This is a genomic window from Bacteroides sp. 519, assembly GCF_010500955.1.
GTDB lineage: Bacteria > Bacteroidota > Bacteroidia > Bacteroidales > Bacteroidaceae > Bacteroides.
Map to the genome: position 1 here is coordinate 164,465 of NZ_QVMJ01000001.1, position 17,697 is coordinate 182,161.

General features: G+C 36.5%; 14 protein-coding genes and 1 pseudogene. 10 read left to right on the forward strand and 5 right to left on the reverse strand.

The genetic code is table 11. The annotated features are described in order from the left end of the window. The first annotated feature begins 20 nt into the window (after window positions 1–20). From D0T85_RS00625 to ltrA, 4 genes are all read left to right on the forward strand, one after another. Window positions 21–551: a DUF4943 family protein gene (locus D0T85_RS00625; protein WP_163209196.1), complete on the forward strand. Its 531-nt coding sequence runs from the start codon at window positions 21–23 to the stop codon at window positions 549–551. Between the two features lie 160 nt (window positions 552–711). Then, window positions 712–1,650 (forward strand): YafY family protein, encoded by a 939-nt coding sequence (locus D0T85_RS00630; protein ID WP_163209198.1) that lies wholly within the window; start codon window positions 712–714, stop codon window positions 1,648–1,650. Between the two features lie 47 nt (window positions 1,651–1,697). Beyond that, on the forward strand, window positions 1,698–2,162 hold the full coding sequence (locus tag D0T85_RS00635; protein ID WP_163209200.1) for an HU family DNA-binding protein: 465 nt from the start codon (window positions 1,698–1,700) through the stop codon (window positions 2,160–2,162). 576 nt (window positions 2,163–2,738) lie between these two features. Next, window positions 2,739–4,016: a group II intron reverse transcriptase/maturase gene (gene ltrA, locus D0T85_RS00640; protein ID WP_163209202.1), complete on the forward strand. Its 1,278-nt coding sequence runs from the start codon at window positions 2,739–2,741 to the stop codon at window positions 4,014–4,016. Window positions 4,017–4,361: 345 nt separating this feature from the next. On the opposite strand, the pseudogene D0T85_RS00645 reads toward ltrA, so the two are convergent. Further along, window positions 4,362–4,706: pseudogene (locus tag D0T85_RS00645) on the reverse strand (hypothetical protein); the annotation flags it as partial. A 344-nt stretch (window positions 4,707–5,050) separates the two neighbouring features. Here D0T85_RS00645 and D0T85_RS00650 point away from each other — a divergent pair. Genes D0T85_RS00650 through D0T85_RS00660 form a run of 3 tightly spaced genes read left to right on the forward strand, consistent with a single transcriptional unit; the run spans window position 5,051 to window position 10,976 of the window. Then, window positions 5,051–8,020, forward strand: coding sequence for a type I restriction endonuclease subunit R (locus D0T85_RS00650; RefSeq protein WP_163209204.1), 2,970 nt, complete (start codon window positions 5,051–5,053; stop codon window positions 8,018–8,020). A gap of 48 nt (window positions 8,021–8,068) precedes the next feature. Then, window positions 8,069–9,697 carry a type I restriction-modification system subunit M gene (locus D0T85_RS00655; protein ID WP_163209206.1) on the forward strand — a complete coding sequence of 543 codons (1,629 nt, stop codon included), beginning with the start codon at window positions 8,069–8,071 and terminating at the stop codon, window positions 9,695–9,697. Between the two features lie 58 nt (window positions 9,698–9,755). Beyond that, a complete protein-coding gene (locus D0T85_RS00660) occupies window positions 9,756–10,976 on the forward strand; it encodes a restriction endonuclease subunit S (RefSeq protein WP_163209208.1) in 1,221 nt (406 codons plus the stop codon). Here D0T85_RS00660 and D0T85_RS22660 read toward each other — a convergent pair. Then, entirely contained in the window at window positions 10,969–12,111 is a 1,143-nt protein-coding gene (locus D0T85_RS22660; protein ID WP_370459899.1) for a restriction endonuclease subunit S, read from the reverse strand. The two genes, D0T85_RS00660 and D0T85_RS22660, sit on opposite strands and share 8 nt — an antisense overlap. 55 nt (window positions 12,112–12,166) lie before the next feature. Between D0T85_RS22660 and D0T85_RS00670 the strand changes: the two genes are divergently transcribed. After that, window positions 12,167–13,090 (forward strand): site-specific integrase, encoded by a 924-nt coding sequence (locus D0T85_RS00670; RefSeq protein WP_163209210.1) that lies wholly within the window; start codon window positions 12,167–12,169, stop codon window positions 13,088–13,090. A 53-nt stretch (window positions 13,091–13,143) separates the two neighbouring features. Here the strand turns inward: D0T85_RS00670 and D0T85_RS00675 are convergent, their stop codons facing one another. From D0T85_RS00675 to D0T85_RS00685, 3 genes are all read right to left on the reverse strand, one after another. Next, window positions 13,144–14,451: an ATP-binding protein gene (locus D0T85_RS00675; protein ID WP_163209212.1), complete on the reverse strand. Its 1,308-nt coding sequence runs from the start codon at window positions 14,449–14,451 to the stop codon at window positions 13,144–13,146. Between the two features lie 132 nt (window positions 14,452–14,583). Next, on the reverse strand, window positions 14,584–15,435 hold the full coding sequence (locus tag D0T85_RS00680; RefSeq protein ID WP_163209214.1) for a neutral zinc metallopeptidase: 852 nt from the start codon (window positions 15,433–15,435) through the stop codon (window positions 14,584–14,586). 170 nt (window positions 15,436–15,605) lie between these two features. Next, a complete protein-coding gene (locus D0T85_RS00685) occupies window positions 15,606–15,809 on the reverse strand; it encodes a winged helix-turn-helix domain-containing protein (protein WP_163209216.1) in 204 nt (67 codons plus the stop codon). Window positions 15,810–16,039: 230 nt separating this feature from the next. Between D0T85_RS00685 and D0T85_RS00690 the strand changes: the two genes are divergently transcribed. Both D0T85_RS00690 and D0T85_RS00695 read left to right on the forward strand, forming a co-directional pair. Further along, a complete protein-coding gene (locus D0T85_RS00690; RefSeq protein WP_203558400.1) occupies window positions 16,040–16,543 on the forward strand; it encodes an RNA polymerase sigma factor in 504 nt (167 codons plus the stop codon). Further along, entirely contained in the window at window positions 16,540–17,430 is an 891-nt protein-coding gene (locus D0T85_RS00695; RefSeq protein ID WP_163209218.1) for a carboxypeptidase-like regulatory domain-containing protein, read from the forward strand. The genes D0T85_RS00690 and D0T85_RS00695 overlap by 4 nt, the downstream gene beginning before the upstream one ends. Window positions 17,431–17,697: the final 267 nt, after the last annotated feature.

The following is a 17,697-nucleotide window of genomic DNA, read 5'->3' on the forward strand; positions in this document are numbered from 1 at the left end:
TTAAACTAAAAGCATTTACTATGAACTTTCTTAAATACTTATTCTTATTATGTACTGTTTCTTTCTTTTTTGCTGCATGCAATAAAGAAGAAAGGGATTTTGTAGAAAATCCAACTGTCGATACATACATCTCTATGTTGAAAAAAGGTACTTACAACCTTGTAGATGAGAATGGTTTCAGAACTATTCCCAATTTCACCCAAGAACATATTCCTGCATTGTTAGAGTATGCTGATGATTTTACCATAATGCCGCAACGTTATCCTATACATCCCGTATCTTCGGCAGTAGGCCCTATCAGATTGGGAGAAGCTATTTTATGGACTATCGAAGGTATTATTCAAAACACCAAATATGCATCTTACAGCGGCAATTTATGTAAAAAAGTAATTGTTAATGAAGAAATAACCAGCGAACCAACTACCAATGAAGAAGTGCTGGAAGTAGCCAAATTATATAAACTTTGGTGGAATGGCCAATATCCTTTCAACAAAGTACACGATAAATTTAGTGTTCACCCTTTAGAGGACACTTCTTTTTATTGGAATTAAATTTTCCTTGATACTCTCTTAAAGTAACAACTTAGAGCCCTGGACTTAGTGATAAGTTTGGGGCTTGCTTTTTTTAACCCGAAAAAAAATATTTCCAACGCCATGTTGTGACAATGTCCTGTTTTACCTTTGTAGCATAAATAAAAAACAAAGAAATAACATGGCAAATAAATCTAAGAAAATCGGCTTTCTGCAAAGATGGATGTTCATTATAGATAAAATCAATTCACATCCATATATAACAAAAGAGGAACTGGAATATGCAGTAAAGAACGAAATGCTTAGCTATGATGGAGTAGAAAATGTTGGTATCAGTTCACGTACAATAGACCGTGATATATTCGAAATCCGAAATTCACCCTATATGGATATCAGTATTGAATACTGTCGAAAAAGAAACGGGTATTATATTCCGCAAAACGAAAATTCATTATCCAAACTCGATCGCTTATTTGAGTTGAGTTCCTTACTATCATTCAGTAGCTTGAAAGATATTGTTATCATGGAAAATCGTCAATCCAAAGGACTTGAACATCGTTTCACATTAATCTCTGCTATCCAAAAGGCAAGAGAAATAAGCCTTGAATACTGCAAATATAAAAAAGATTCGCCGGATAATACATTGAGAAGATTACAACCTTATGCACTTCGGGAGTTTAAAAACAAGTGGTACCTGCTTGCTGTAGAGATAAAAGCCGACGGAAGTAAAAGTAAAACAATCAAAACATGGGGATTAGACCGCATAAAGAGGCTAACCATTACCAATCGGATTTTTCAAAAAGATGATAATATTGATCTGGATAGTCATTTTGAACATTGCTTTGGTATTTATGCCGATCAAAAAACAAATCCTGAAAAAGTAATCTTGTCATTTTCACCATTAAGTGGTAAGTATGCAGATTCATATCCCTTGCACGAATCCCAGAAAATACTCATTCATAATGATAAAGAATTCAGGATTGAATTAACGATTAAAGTAACACCGGATTTTATCACAGAACTACTTACCCATAGCGAAGGTATGAGAGTTATAGAACCACAACACCTAAAAGAGAGATTGATTGAGATTCACCGGAAAGCAATAGAATTAAATAATTGAAAAAAAGGGAAATAGTTCCCATACTAACAATCTAAACAATTTAAATTATGTCGATTTTTACAAAGAAACAAGAGTTTACTCTTCATTTTGACGAGAACAAACCCACCATGTACCGTATGAGTACAACTCAACAGCAGGAGGTTACCTTCGATGAGTTGATAGGTGATGTATCTAACGCCTGCGGGGTAAGCCGCGCACAAACAAAGGCAAGCATAGAGGGTTTATTAGACCGTATGACATTTTTAATGAATTACGGAATGATAATCAGGTTGGGCGATTTTGGTAGTTTCCGGCCAACTATTAACGTGAAAGCCCAGAAAACCGTAACAGATGTGGGTGTGGATAATATTGTAAGAAAGAAAATCCAGTTTACTCCAGGTAAAAGGTTTAAGAATATGCTTAGTGCTCTTTCTTTCAAAAGTATTCATGGAAACACTTCAGAAGGATCTGGTAACAATGATAACGGAGGAAACGATGGTGACGACGGCGGATGGATTGATCCGACAGCTTAAACCTCAATCTTAATTTTATGGACTCTATTTGGACTGGAGCCGGCATGGTGTAAAAACTGTGCCGGCTTCTTTATTGTATGACGGGCATGTTATACATCTGTGGTGAAATTCCATCCGGGGCGTAGTTACCGACGAACCCTATAGCGATTTGCAAGTTTGTAGTGGTGACACTATGGAGAGAAGAAGCAATAGCGAAATCGTGGCTTGACGGACAGAAATCCAATACAAAGGCGTATCAAGCGGACAAGTTGGCAATAGACAACAAAGTTCCCAAAGGTAACCGTAACCTTGATGCGTAGATTGGGCGAGTAAACGATGAAAGATGTATGATTTATCCCGTGAGGTCTCGACAGCATTGCATTGTGATGTAGTAACAACGAATGTCGAGAAGTCAGCAGAGGTCGAAGTAGCCGATTGCGTGTCAGTCATGGCGAAGGACCGAATAATTTGTAACATCAATTAAAATGTATGTTCTTAAGGTAAGCCGACGATTGAATAGGTCAAAACGTACATGCGACTAAATCAAGTAGGAGTTAGGCTGTTCTTTAGGACGCGGAAATTAAGAAAGATGGAAGTATGGAATTAATGAAACAAATCCTGAGCGACTCCAATATTGCTCTTGCTCAAAGTCGTGTAATAGGCAATAAAGGGGCATCAGGGATTGACAAAGTGAGTGTGGAAGAGTTACGAGAGTATATGTCGTCCAATTGGTCTGACATTAAATCCTCAATACTTTCCCGTACTTATCGTCCCTTACCAGTTCGCCGGGTTGAAATCCCTAAAGAACAAGGCGTTCGTAAGCTTGGTATTCCCACAGTCGTTGACCGAACCATCCAACAATCTATCGCTCAAGTCCTCTCCCCAATCTTTGAGAAAGAGTTTCTTTCGCACAGTTACGGCTTCCGCCCCGGCAGGAGCTGTGAGCAAGCGATAGTCCAACTTCTTTCTTATTTGAATGAGGGTTATGAATGGGTTGTAGATATAGACTTGGAGAAGTTCTTCGATAATGTACCTCAAGACCGCTTGATGAGTTTAGTTGGTCGTGTTATCCAAGACCCCGACACAGAATCCTTAATACGGAAATATCTGAAAGCTGGTGTAATGGATAGAGGACAGTACGCACCTACTGAAATGGGAACCCCTCAAGGAGGTAACTTGTCCCCCTTGCTAAGCAATGTAATGCTTCACGAACTTGACCTGGAACTTCATCGTCGTGGCTTACACTATGTTCGCTATGCTGATGATAGTGTCATATTAGTCGGTAGTGAAGCAAGTGCAAAGCGTGTGATGCATTCTGTTACAAGTTGGATAGAGCGCAAGCTTGGTTTGAAAGTGAATGCTGAGAAAAGCCATATTGGTCGTCCGAGTGGACTGAAATACCTTGGTTTTGGCTTCTATAAGAACTCCATCACCAAGCAATGGGCTTCTCGTCCTCACGAGCTTTCAGTGGTTAAGTTCAAACGTAAACTCAAACGACTGTGTAAACGCAATTGGAGTATCTCTATGACTGAACGTGTTGATAACTTGAACTATGTGATACGAGGATGGATAAATTACTTCTCCTTATCTGATATGAAATATAAGATGGAGAAGATAGATGAGCATCTGCGCACAATGTTACGGGTAGTAATATGGAAGCAATGGAAGAAACCCAAGAAGCGTGCATGGGGTTTGCGTAAACTTGGGATTACGGATGACTTGGCTAAACGCACATCCGTTTGTGGTAATCGTTATCAGTGGATGGTTACAAAGACCTGTATAGTGAGAGCTATATCAAAGAAAGCACTGTCTCAAAAGGGATTGGTAAGCTGCCTTGATTACTATATTTATAGACATACTTTGAAAACAAATTAAACCGCCGTATGCCGAACGGCACGTACGGTGGTGTGAGAGGTGGAAAATGAAAGTAGGAAGAAAACTACTTCATTTTCTTCCTACTCGATTAATTCGTTTGATATAAACAATATTTCGTCCGCTACCATATTTCATAAGCCACCCCTCGCGGATAAACGAGTTAATATCCGCAATAGCTTTACTGCGCAATGTCGATGTTATCCTGCAATAGTCGGCACGGGTAGCAAAGGGGCGGGTATTCAAAAAATCTTTCAGCAACTGTGCCCGTTCTTCATGCGATAGGTTTACCGGTTTCTTTTCCTGCCGCTTGTTCACTTTTACTTTTTCAACATGAGTAAGGTATGTGCGTACCTTTTTACTGGCCCGGAAATTTAGTTTATTGAATTTTATCGATTCTGCCCGTATTTCCCTACGGTGATTTACCTGACGGCTGGTGAGTGAAACCGACAGAAACCCAAGTTCATCTAATTGCACATTATATCCTTTTCCCAGAAAATGCAAAACCGAATCGGTTACGGCGCTCATTATACCTTTTACTTCGGCTTGCTTAAATCCGCTGGTATCGGCAATCCGCTGTAAAAGTATGTCCATGGTTATAGTACCGCGTGATACGGCACGAGCCCGTAACTTACCTTCGCTATTTTCTTCCTGAATTTCATTAAGGTCGTAAAAGTCGTACAGAATGGCCATGTTTTAAGTTTTTAAGTTTATTGAAACTATTTGTTTTTCTTGCAAAAACTAATTCATTTCCTGCAGAAATTTATTGTTTTTCTAGCTGATATTTTTTCGTCCACCTGCGGGAGAATTTTCGTCTACTCGTGGGAGAACTTGCGTATGCTCGCAGGATATTTTTCGTCTACCTGTGGGTGGACGAAAAGGTTTTAGGTGCAAAAATAATAAATTTGTGGGGGAGTTGGGATAGATTTTGGGGAGATTTCTGCTAAAATAATTAAAAGCTGAGATAACAGATTGATTAGGATATATAATTTGTTATCTTTGAACTTTTAAATATTTAACAGTAAAGGGAGTGTTTTATGATCAGGGAAGCCCAACTAGAAGAACAATTTATAAGAAAACTCAGAGATCTCAAATATATATATCGTGAAGATATTCGTGATAGAAAAATGCTTGATAAAAATTTCCGTGAGAAATTTGAAACTCTTAATCGAGTGAAATTGACAGAGAGTGAGTTCGAACGGCTTAAAACAGATATTATAAACCCAGATGTTTTTGCTGCTTCAAAGCTATTACGCACTCGAAATTATTTTCAACGTGAAGATGGTACCCCTTTACATTACACTTTAGTAAATATAAAAGACTGGTGTAAAAATGAATATGAGGTCATTAACCAATTGCGAATAAATACGGAAAATAGTAACCAACGATATGATGTTATAATCCTTATCAATGGTATTCCTGTTGTTCAGGTGGAACTAAAAACATTGGATGTTCAACCACGTAAAGCCATGCAGCAAATTGTTGATTATAAGAACGAACCCGGAAATGGCTATACAAATTCATTGATGTGCTTCATGCAGTTATTTATAGTAAGCAATAGAAGCAATACTCTTTACTTTGCCAATAATAAGAAACAACATTTTAGTTTCGATGCAGATGAACAATTTTTACCTGTTTACCAATACGCAGATGAGCAAAATAAAAAAATCACTCATATAGATTCTTTCGCTGAAAGATTTCTCCCTAAATGTACATTGGGTGAGCTAATCAGCAAATACATGGTTCTGATTGAAAGTGAGCAAAAAATGCTGGTAATGCGTCCATATCAAATTTATGCCGTAAAAGCTATTGTAAATTGTATTCATCAAAATCGTGGAAATGGTTATATTTGGCATACTACAGGAAGTGGTAAAACATTAACCTCTTTCAAAGCCTCTACACTATTAAAAGACAATCCGGATATTGAAAAATGTCTTTTTGTGGTTGATCGTAAAGATTTGGACAGACAAACCCGTGAAGAATTCAACAAATTTCAAGAAGGGAGCGTAGAGGAAAACACAAATACTGAAACGCTTGTAAAAAGATTGCTCTCTACTGATTATGCTGATAAGGTAATCGTTACCACTATTCAGAAGTTAGGATTGGCATTAGACGAAAATAATAAAAGGAATTATAAAGAACGATTAGAACCGCTGAGTAAGAAGAGAATCGCTTTCATTTTTGACGAATGTCACCGCTCACAGTTTGGGGATAATCATAGAGCGATTAAAGATTTTTTTCCAAATGCACAACTCTTTGGGTTTACCGGCACTCCTATTTTTGACGACAATGCCACTTATAATATGCGTGAAGGAGAGCAGGCTTCTTATAAAACTACCGATGATATTTTTGAAAAGCAGCTACACGCCTATACCATAACTCATGCAATAGACGATAAAAACGTGTTGCGTTTTCATGTGGATTATTTCAAAGGGCAAGGCAATGTTCAGCCCAAGCCTGGCGAAGCGATTGCTCAGCAAGCTGTGGTAGAGGCTATTCTTGAAAAGCATAATGCAGCCACCAGTTCAAAACGTTTTAATGCGATTCTGGCAACTGCGTCTATCAACAATGCAATAGAATACTATCGTCTTTTCAAGGAAATGCAGGCACAGAAGCAAACTGAAGACCCTGATTATATTCCATTCAATATAGCCTGTGTTTTCTCACCTCCTGCTGAGGGGAATAAGGATATTCAACAAATACAAGAAGACTTAGAACAAGAAAAAGAAGACAATAAACAGAATCCTGATGAAAAGAAAGCGGCACTAAAGATGATTATTGATGATTATAATCAACAATACAAAACAAACCACAGTATTAATGAATTTGATTTGTACTACCAAGATGTACAAAAGCGTATCAAAGACCATAAATATAGTAATGCCGACTACTCACACAAAAACAAAATTGACATAACAATTGTGGTTGATATGTTACTCACTGGTTTCGATTCCAAATATTTGAATACGCTTTATGTAGATAAGAATTTGAAATACCACGGACTGATACAGGCTTTTTCTCGTACAAACCGCGTACTCAATGACACAAAACCATATGGGAATATTTTAGATTTTCGTCATCAACAGGAAGCTGTGAATATGGCTATTTCTTTATTCTCAGGCGAAAAAGATGCTAAAGAAGCTAGAAAAATATGGTTGGTTGATTCTGCACCAGTGGTGATTGAAAAATATAGAAAAGCAGTTGCCAAGTTAGGTGATTTTATGGAGACAAATAATTTAGCCTGTGAACCAGCTGCTGTTTATAATCTGAGAGGAGATGCTGCCCGGATTGCATTTGTCAACAATTTCAAAGAAGTACAGCGGTTAAAGAGAGAACTCGACCAATATACAGATATAGACAAAGAGCAATTAGCTCAAATTGAGGAAATATTACCAGAAGAGAACTTGCGATCGTTTAGAAGTTCATATATAGAGACTGCAAAACAATTCAGGGAAATACAACAGAAAGAAGGAGATCAAGCTCCTGTTGCAGTTCAACAACTCGATTTTGAATTTGTACTTTTTGCTTCTACACTGATTGACTACGATTATATCATGGAGTTGATTGCCGATAGCACCCAAAAGAAACCAACAAAACAAAAAATGACAAAGTTTCAGATAATTAATCTGCTTACGTCAAATTCAAATTTGTTGGATGAGCAAGAAGATCTAACAGATTATATCAATAGTTTGGATTGGAATAGCGGTCAAGAAGTGAATATGCTACGTGAAGGCTATGAAACTTTTAAAATAGAGAAAAGTAACAAAGAGTTAGTAGAAATAGCGAATAAGCATGGCTTACAGGTGGCAATATTAAAGACCTTTACCGATCAAATTATAAACCGAATGATCTTTGATGGTGAAAAACTAACAGATCTATTAGAACCACTGGAGTTAAGTTGGAAAGAGCGACGGATAAAAGAACTTTCCTTAATGGAAGACTTGGTTCCTCATTTGAAAAAGCAGGTTCAAGGACGTGAAATATCAGGGTTGGCCGCTTATGAGTAATAACTTCGGAATATGGTGAAACTCCGTATAGAACACTAAATTATTAATATGACAATACAAGATCAAAAACAACTGGGTAAAACCCTTTGGGATATAGCAGACCAACTACGAGGAGCAATGAATGCGGATGACTTCCGTGATTATATGCTTTCCTTTTTATTTCTTCGCTATTTATCTGATAACTATGAAGAAGCGGCTAAGAAAGAATTGGGGAAAGATTATCCTCAATTAGAAAACAAGAACGAACAACATACCGCTTTAGGGTTATGGTATAAAGAAAACGAAGTCGATGTGCTTGATTTTGAAAAACAAATGCGTCGGAAAGTTCATTATGTTATAAAACCACAGCATTTATGGAGTAATATTGCAGAATTGGCTCGCACACAGAATGACGAACTATTAGTAACACTTGAGGAAGGCTTTCGATACATAGAAAATGAATCTTTTGAAAGTACATTTCAGGGACTGTTTTCCGAGATCAATCTAAATTCCGAAAAATTGGGTAGGACAGCTACAGAAAGGAATAAAAAACTTTGTACCATTATTCAAAAAATAGCAGAGGGAATAGCTTCGTTTTCCACTGATACGGATATCTTGGGCGATGCCTATGAATATCTCATCAGTCAATTCGCAGCAGGCTCTGGAAAAAAAGCAGGCGAGTTCTACACTCCGCAGCAAATATCCACTATTCTATCAAAAATTGTTATTTTAGACAGTCAGAATCCGGAACTTGGCGAAAAAGGGAAATTAAATAAAGTCCTGGATTTTGCCTGTGGTTCAGGTTCTTTGCTGTTGAATGTTCGTAGACAACTGGAAGATAGTGGGGGAAGTATTGGAAAGATATATGGGCAAGAGAAAAATATTACCACTTACAACCTTGCTCGCATGAATATGTTGTTACATGGACTAAAGGACACTGAGTTTGAAATTCACCATGGTGATACCTTGTCAAACGATTGGGATATACTGAATGAAATGAATCCGGCAAAGAAAATGGAATTTGATGGGATCGTAGCCAATCCCCCTTTCAGCTTACGTTGGGAGCCAAACGATACACTTGCTGAAGACTTCCGCTTCAAGAGCTATGGCTTGGCTCCTAAGTCTGCGGCTGATTTCGCATTTCTATTGCATGGTTTTCACTTTTTATCTAACGAGGGAACTATGGCAATCATCCTTCCTCATGGCGTCTTATTCCGTAGTGGCGCAGAAGAGCGAATTCGTACCAAATTTTTAAAAGATAACAATATTGATACCGTAATCGGGCTACCTTCTAATTTATTCTTTTCGACAGGCATTCCGGTTTGCATCTTGGTGTTAAAAAAGTGCAAACGATTCGATGATGTTCTTTTCATAAATGCAAGTGAATATTATAAAAGAGACAAACGTCAGAATCGTTTACGGGAAGGAGAAGATGGATTACCAAATGATATAGAAAAAATTATTGAAACATATCAGTTTCGAAAAGAAGAAGAGCGTTACTCCCGGCGAGTTCCATTAAGTGAAATTGAGCAAAACAACTATAATCTTAATATTTCCCGATATGTTAGCACATTTGTTGAAGAAGAACCTGTTGATATTCACGCTGTGATGAAGGAAATTAAAGAACTTGAGGCAAAACGAGCTGATTTAGATAAGGAAATCGAAGTGTACTTAAAAGAGCTAGGATTAGTCCTTTAATTTTTTTTGCTTTTTACGAATCCTTAATGTGATAGATTAAGAATAAAAAATGACTGAGATGACAGAAGAAAAGAAAAAAAAGGGCAATTTCCCAAATTTGAGATTTCCGGGGTTTGAGGGGGAATGGGAGGTGAAAAAGTTAGGAGATATTGCTGATAAAGTAAATAGTGGAAAGACTCCTTTAGGTGGTGAAGCTGTTTATACAAAAGAAGGTGTACTTTTTATACGGAGTCAAAATGTAAATAATGACAAATTAGAATTAGATAACTCTGTATTCATCTCAGAAGAAATAAATCGTCAAATGAAAAATAGTATTGTCCAATCTAACGATATACTACTTAATATAACTGGTGCTTCGTTGGGTCGAAGTTGTGTTGTCCCTGATAATTTTGAACGTGGAAATGTAAATCAACACGTTTGTATAGTAAGATTAAAAAAACAATACAATCCAAGATTTGTACAACCATTATTTTCATCTAACAAGGGCCAAATAATTTTCACCAACTTACGAACAGGTAGTGGACGAGAAGGTCTAACCTTTGAAAGTATCAAGAGTATAAAAATATCTATACCTTTTTGTGATGAGCAACAAAAAATCGCATCATTTTTGTCACTAATAGATAAAAGAATAACAACTCAAAGCAAAATAATTGAGAAATATGAGTCCTTAATCAAAGGGATTGTAGATTTCCATTTTAAAAGTTGTAAGCACAAAACGTATTCTATAAAAGAATTAGGGGAGTACTTTAATGTAATGAATCTTTCAAAGGAAAACTTATCTGCGACAGGAAATGAATGCATTCTGTATGGAGAATTGTTTACCACTTACGGGTGTGTTGTTGATGAAATAAAAAGTAGAACAACAAAAAAAGATTGCAAATTAACCCTTAGCTCCAATGTCGATTTATTATTTCCATCCTCTACAACTGTTAATGCACATTCTCTTATATCACCGTCAGCAATTCTTAAAGAAGGTGTTATTTTAGGTGGGGATATGTTTGGTATCCATATAAACGAAAATTTCAACAATGAGTATCTCAGCTATTTGTTTAATTACATATATAAAAGTGAGTTGTCAAAATATGCAAAAGGAAGTACAATCATTCATTTGCATTATAATGAGATTAGGAATGCTAAAATTGAAGTTCCTTCATTAGAAGAACAGAAGAAAGTCGTGAAGATATTAAGATTATTGCAAAAAAAACTCACCATAGAAAGCACCTTATTACATACATATCTAAAGCAGAAAAACATCCTACTTCAACAACTGTTTATATGAAAAAATTTTGGAGAAGATAGTTCTTTTGTTTAAAGAAATTCTCAAGGATATTTTTCTCTACAAAAATTTTCTGTTCAATTGAAGATAAAGCATTGGCAATTTTTTCTTGCTCTGTAAACTCAGGACAATATACTGGCTCATTTCCGTAATCCTTAAAATAGATATGGGGAATCCCTGACCCAACCTTATATTTATCAAAATTAAAACTTTGCATGTAGTAATAAATATACTTTAGACATACACTGTCTTTCGCAGTGAGATAGTTTAGGGTTCCAATAACCGAATACTTATTAGAAGCATATTGCAATTTTCCGACATTCGATCCATCCTTTATTATTAAAATAGAATCTCCATTTATATGATATTGAGAGAAATAAGCAAAAATGCCAGCAGCACCATAGACCGGATACATGCCTTTATCTACAACTTCACTTTCAGTTAATGCAGAAGAATGACAAATAAGACAATCATTAAGTTTCACGTTTTTCTCCTTCTTTTTAAAAATTGAATCTACAATCCCTTTGATTAAGGACTCATATTTCTCAATTATTTTGCTTTGGGTCGTAATGCGTTGATCAATGAGTGATAAAAAAATAGATATCTTTTTTTGTTCAAGAAGATTGATTGGGAAAGCAATTTTATAATTTATTATTTGCTGCAAGCTAATATGGGGAATTCCAGAACTTGTATTAACTATATCGACATATTGTTGAAATTTTTTTGAGAATATTACTTGGAATAAAAAATCTATATCTGCATTGCTTAATGCCCTTATTCTGGCAACCCTTTGAATAAGAATAGAACCTACATCCGAATTTGGAATTAATGCAACGTTTTTTCCAACCTTAGACCCATCCATCCCGAGAACTAAATCCTTTTCTTCAAGTAGAAACTTTTGAAATTTATCAGATATAGGATTCGGATAATATCTATCAATCTCTTTATTGTGACGAATAAAACCTTCTGTTATATTTATCCCTCTTAAAATAGGTATTCCAGATTCATCTTCCGAAATATCTTTTGACTTTAATGGAATACCTGAAATAATGTCAATAAATTCTCCTAACTTTTTCACCTCCCATTCCCCCTCAAACCCCGGAAATCTCAAATTTGGGAAATTAAGGATATTTGCCACTTAAATCCTTTCTATGTATATTCCTTTGAGTAATAATATTAAAAATCAGAAGAGCATGACAAAAGTAGAAATTAGTAAGGTCATCGACCTTTGGAAAAATGACAAAAAACAGTATGTAAAGAAGTCCAGTTATTCAGCGTATATGCTTTTAATTGAGAATCACCTCTTGCCAAGTTTTGGAAATCAACTAAGTGTAAATGAATCCGATGTTCAAGAATTTGTATTCAGAAAACTGGACGAGGGGTTGAGTCAAAAGACGATCAAAGATATCCTGATTGTCTTAAAGATGGTTTTAAAGTTTGGTGCTAAAAACAAACTTCTTGAGTATCAGCAATTCGACATCCAATTCCCCACAGAAAGAGAAAGACATGAGATTGAGGTTCTAAGTAAGAACAATCAGAAGAAAATCATGAATTATGTTCAAGAACATTTTACGTTCAAAAATTTAGGGATTTATATCTGCTTGAGTGCTGGCATCCGGATCGGAGAGATTTGTGCTTTGACATGGGATAACATAGATACCGAAACTGGCATTATCAATATCAGAAAAACAATCCAACGGATTTATGTAATAGAAGATAATGATAGGCGAACTGAACTTATTCTTGATTCCCCTAAAACCAAGAATTCTATTCGAGATATTCCGATGAGTCGAGATTTATTAAAAATGCTAAAGCCGATCAAGAAAGTAGTAAATAATTCTTTCTATCTATTAACTAACGATGCCAAACCCACAGAACCTCGTACCTATCGAAACTATTATAAGAAGTTAATGAAAGAGTTGGATATGCCAGAACTGAAATTTCATGGACTAAGGCATAGTTTCGCCACAAGATGTATTGAGAGTAATTGTGATTATAAGACTGTAAGCGTAATTCTAGGACATTCAAATATCAGTACTACTCTAAATTTGTATGTTCATCCTAATATGGAACAGAAAAAGAAGTGCATTGACCAAATGTTTAAGGATTTAGGATGATCTTTTACAAGAGCTTGACATGAAGTTATGTTCTGTTAGGCTCTTGTTAACCCTCACATATCCTCCATCCCCAACGCCCTATACTCCACGTTATACCCTTTAAACTTAGCACATAACGCTGTCGATTTCTCTTTCAATACCTCTAAAGATACATTCTCGCGCTTGCGTTTTACCTCCACAAAAGTGATTGTTTTCTCCAAATCGTTTACACCTACAATATCTATTTCATTCTTATTACCCGACTCCCAATACGAGCCGATTTCTGAAAAACATCCACTTTGTTTGAGTTGTTGCATAAAGTATTTCTCAAGCACCCGACCGCTATACACAGCATAGTCACGCTCTACAATGGTTCGCACGTACTGCAAATTACCCATTTCAACAGCGCTTCGATATTTATAGATAAAACGGAACCAGAAATTAAGAAAATTGTCGTATATCTGATATTTTACAGAACGACTACCAGGCTTGGCAAACATGGGACGTACTTTCCCTATGATATTAAAATCGGCTTCAAGTCTATCCAAATAGCCACCTATCTGCATTTCGAGTATTGATTCTATCTCTGGGCGAGATGTTTTAGAAGCTGCAATAAGCGAAAGTATAGAAAAATAATTCCCATAATCTTTGCCAAATTCATCAATTAAAACATTTTTACCTTCATCAAGAAAAAATGAGTTCTCAGAAAAAAATTCATCTAAAATGGTGGGAAGGGTAAACGCTTGGGCTTCGACTAACAGTTCAACATACCGGGCAACACCACCGGTGAGCATATAAAAAGCCAATAAATCGTCTGAAGAATAATTGGGAGCATTGTCTTCTAATATTTCTTTAAGAGTATTAATGCCAAATTCTTTGAGATGAATTCGCTGTGTAGCACGTCCAAAAAGTGGTTCTTTGGAATTTTCAAAAATACGATGCATCATTGAATAAATAGAACCACAAAGGATGAGGTTAATACGGCTTTCGGCTTTTTTCTTATCCCAAATGTGTTGCATTTCGCTATAAACAGCACTATTTATAGTCGAAAATTCTTGAAATTCATCAATAATAAGCGTGAAGGAGCGTTCAACAGAAAGATCCATCAAGTAAATAAAAAGATTTTTGAATGTCTTTATTTCACCATGAGGAGCTACATGAAGTTTATTCTTTATTTCTTCGAGAAATTCTTCACACAGTAAAGCTTCATTTTTCTTTTCTACGAAAAAATAAAGGGAATTTTCGGGGTATGCTTTTACCAACAAACTGGTTTTTCCAATACGGCGGCGGCCAACAAGAAAAGTCATTTGGGCAGCTTTTCGAGATCTATCTTCTATCTTTGCCAGAAGGGCAAGCTCTTTTTCGCGGTTGTAGAACTTCATAATAACATAATTTGCAAATTATCGCAATGGCCATTACAGTAATCTCCATTGCGATAACGCAAATTTAGATAAAAATCTTCGATTTCACCACAGTACACAGGAAAAATAAACTGTGATGAATATATTTCACCTCTAGCGAAAAGTATTTCCTTGATTTATATCACCTGTACGATATCCTTTATAAAACCAATCATGGCGTTGTTTGGAAGTACCATGTGTAAAAGAATCGGGCACTGTATATCCCTGTGCTTCTTGTTGCAGTCTGTCGTCGCCAATGGCCGAAGCTGCATTCAGGGCTTCGTCAATATCATCGGCATCCAAACTATTAAACATGCTTTGTGTACGGTTTGCCCACAAACCGGCATAAAAATCGGCTTGCAATTCTAATTTTACGGATAACTGATTAGCACCTTTCTGATTGGTATTATTCATTTGTGTATGTACCTGATCTAGCGTGCCCAACAATTTTTGCACATGATGCCCCACTTCATGAGCAATTACGTATGCGTATGCAAAATCGCCACCAGCATGAAGCTGTGTTGCCATCTGATTAAAGAATGAGAGGTCTACATAAATTGTTTCGTCGGCCGAACAGTAGAAGGGGCCGGTTGAACTTTGAGCCGAACCACATGCCGATGTGGTATATCCGGTAAATAATACTAGGGTTGGTTTGCGGTAAGACCGTCCCATCTCTTTAAATACGGAGTCCCAAACATCCTCTGTATCAGCAAGAACAACAGATACAAAACGTGCCAACGAATCTTCTTCGGCAGTAGGCGTATAGCTTTGAGCATAATCACCACTGCCCGATGAATTCTCTAATAAACCCAGTAACTGAAGAGGATTGCCACCCATCAGCCAAAATATAACTATCACTACCAGGGTTCCTATACTGCCAAGACCACAGCCTTTCCCTGCCGGAACCCTCCCTTGACCGCGTCGGTCGTCTACATTAGCGCTACCACGCCTTCCTTTCCATTGCATATTATTAGTTCTTTATGTACTTATCCGAACGCAAATAAACATATAAAAGTTTAAATTTGTAGCATATAAAGTTCAGAAAAACATAGGGATAGAAAAAACAATTACCCTAAATCCGGTATTAATATCCTGATTTAGGGTAATTGAATGAGAAAATTCTTCGGTAAAAGACGCTATGCACCAATAAGCATTAAATCTCCATTTCTATTGGCTAAACCAATATTATGGTCCTTGGCGAGCCACCTGATTGCTAACATAACTTCTTCAAAAGTTAAGGCCAACTGGTTACATAACTCCCGAATACTAATGCCCGAAACAGCGTGGTTTAGAACATTCCATACATCTTTGGCATTCTTGCCATTCACATTATTGCTCATACATTCAGATTAAAATCTTCTTGAATATACTAACAATATTTATTAAAATCAAGTAAATAGGTTTTTTTTATGATTTTATGAGCAATCGGGAATAATAAAGCAATTTATTTTAAGTTTACCAACATTTTTTTCTATTTTTGCTCAACAACGTCTAATACATTACAATTGTGTCCAAGTTAAGAGATATATCTCTCCTTACAGAGGAAGAACTACTATTGAAATATAAGGAAATGAACGAAGCTGAATACTTTGGTGAGTTATATAACCGATATATTCCGCTCATTTATGGTACATGCCTGAAATATTTGCAGCAACAAGAAGAGGCCAAAGATGCTGTTATGCAAATCTTCGAAGATTTGCTACCCAAAGTCCGTAATTACGAAATCAACTCCTTCCGCACTTGGCTATACACTGTAGTTAAAAACCACTGCCTGCAATTACTCCGCAAAGAAAATAAAGAAATAAGCATAGATTTGAGTACCGAAAATATGGAATCGCAAGAGTTTCTGCATCTTTTATATGAAGAGGAAGAAAAATCGATGCTGGATAGTGTACAACCTTGCATTGAGAGATTACCCGATAAGCAACGTATTTGCATAATACATTTCTTTATGAAAAAAATGTCGTATGCCGATATTGTAGACCGAACCGGATACTCGCTGAAAGCAGTAAAAAGTAATATTCAGAATGGAAAACGTAATTTAAAAACATGCCTCACAAAAAACGCATTATGAATATTATCAATTATATACAAGGAAATAAAAAAGGAAAAAACGCCAACCGGTTTGAGTTCGATGCCATGAATGATCCGTTTTTGGCCGATGCGCTTGAAGGTTACGAACAGGAAAAGGGCAAATATAAAAACCAGATCGAAAATCTGCAAAAGCAGGTAATGAAAAAATGCCATAAAGGTGTTAACTATAAACTAATTGGCAGCATTGCCGCTGTTATTATTGTTGTATTGACTGCCAGCACATATTTCCTGATTATTAAACCGGATGCTTTTTCTAATTTGATGGCATCTTTTAAAACAGAGAAAACAAAAGAAGATACCATTGCACAAAGTGCTTCCAACTCTTTTACTGCTTCGGAAGCATTTGCTGAAACAGCAAATGAAGATATAGAGGAAGAAAAGCCAACCGCTCTGCAAAAAGAAACAAGGATACCCGTTTCGTCCGAAACGGAGAGCATGCAAAGACAGCCCGAAAATCCGGTTATTAATGAAACAGTAGCTGAACCGAAAATTGTTGTTGAGCAAAAAAAAGTTGTTGCAGATAGCAATATTGCTCAGATACAATCTGAACCCGAACCCATAATCGAAACACCTGTTATTCAAACCAAAGTCCAAGAAGTGCAGGAAACCGAAGATGCAGAAAGGAAAGAAGAAAGCAACCTGCCAAAAATCAGAGGAAGGGTAGTTGATAAAGATGGAAATCCTATATCGGGGGCTACCATTTCTATTCCTGGTGCCAACAAACGCACACATTCAAATGCTAATGGGTATTTTGAATTAGAAGCAGGTGATAATACAAATCTGATGATTCGCTCGCTAGGTTATGATCCTGTAACTGTAACAGGAAATACAACTCAAAGCATACAGATAGTGATGGAGAGCCTTTAGCCTGAATTGTTCAGGTTCCAGAAATTAAAACACAGAGTCACAGAAACACGGAGCTTTTCCTTGTGCTGAACACGGAGGCTTCGCTTTTGTTGTACAATAACTCTGTGTTCAGCACAAGGAAAAGCTCCGTGTTTCTGTGTCTCCGTGTTTTAATTCAACTCCTACCATTCTTTTAAAAAAAGCACCTCCCTTATCTTCCGACAAAGGAGGTGCTCATCATTGGCACAAACAAGAATTATAAATCCCTACCTCATATATAAACTAGAT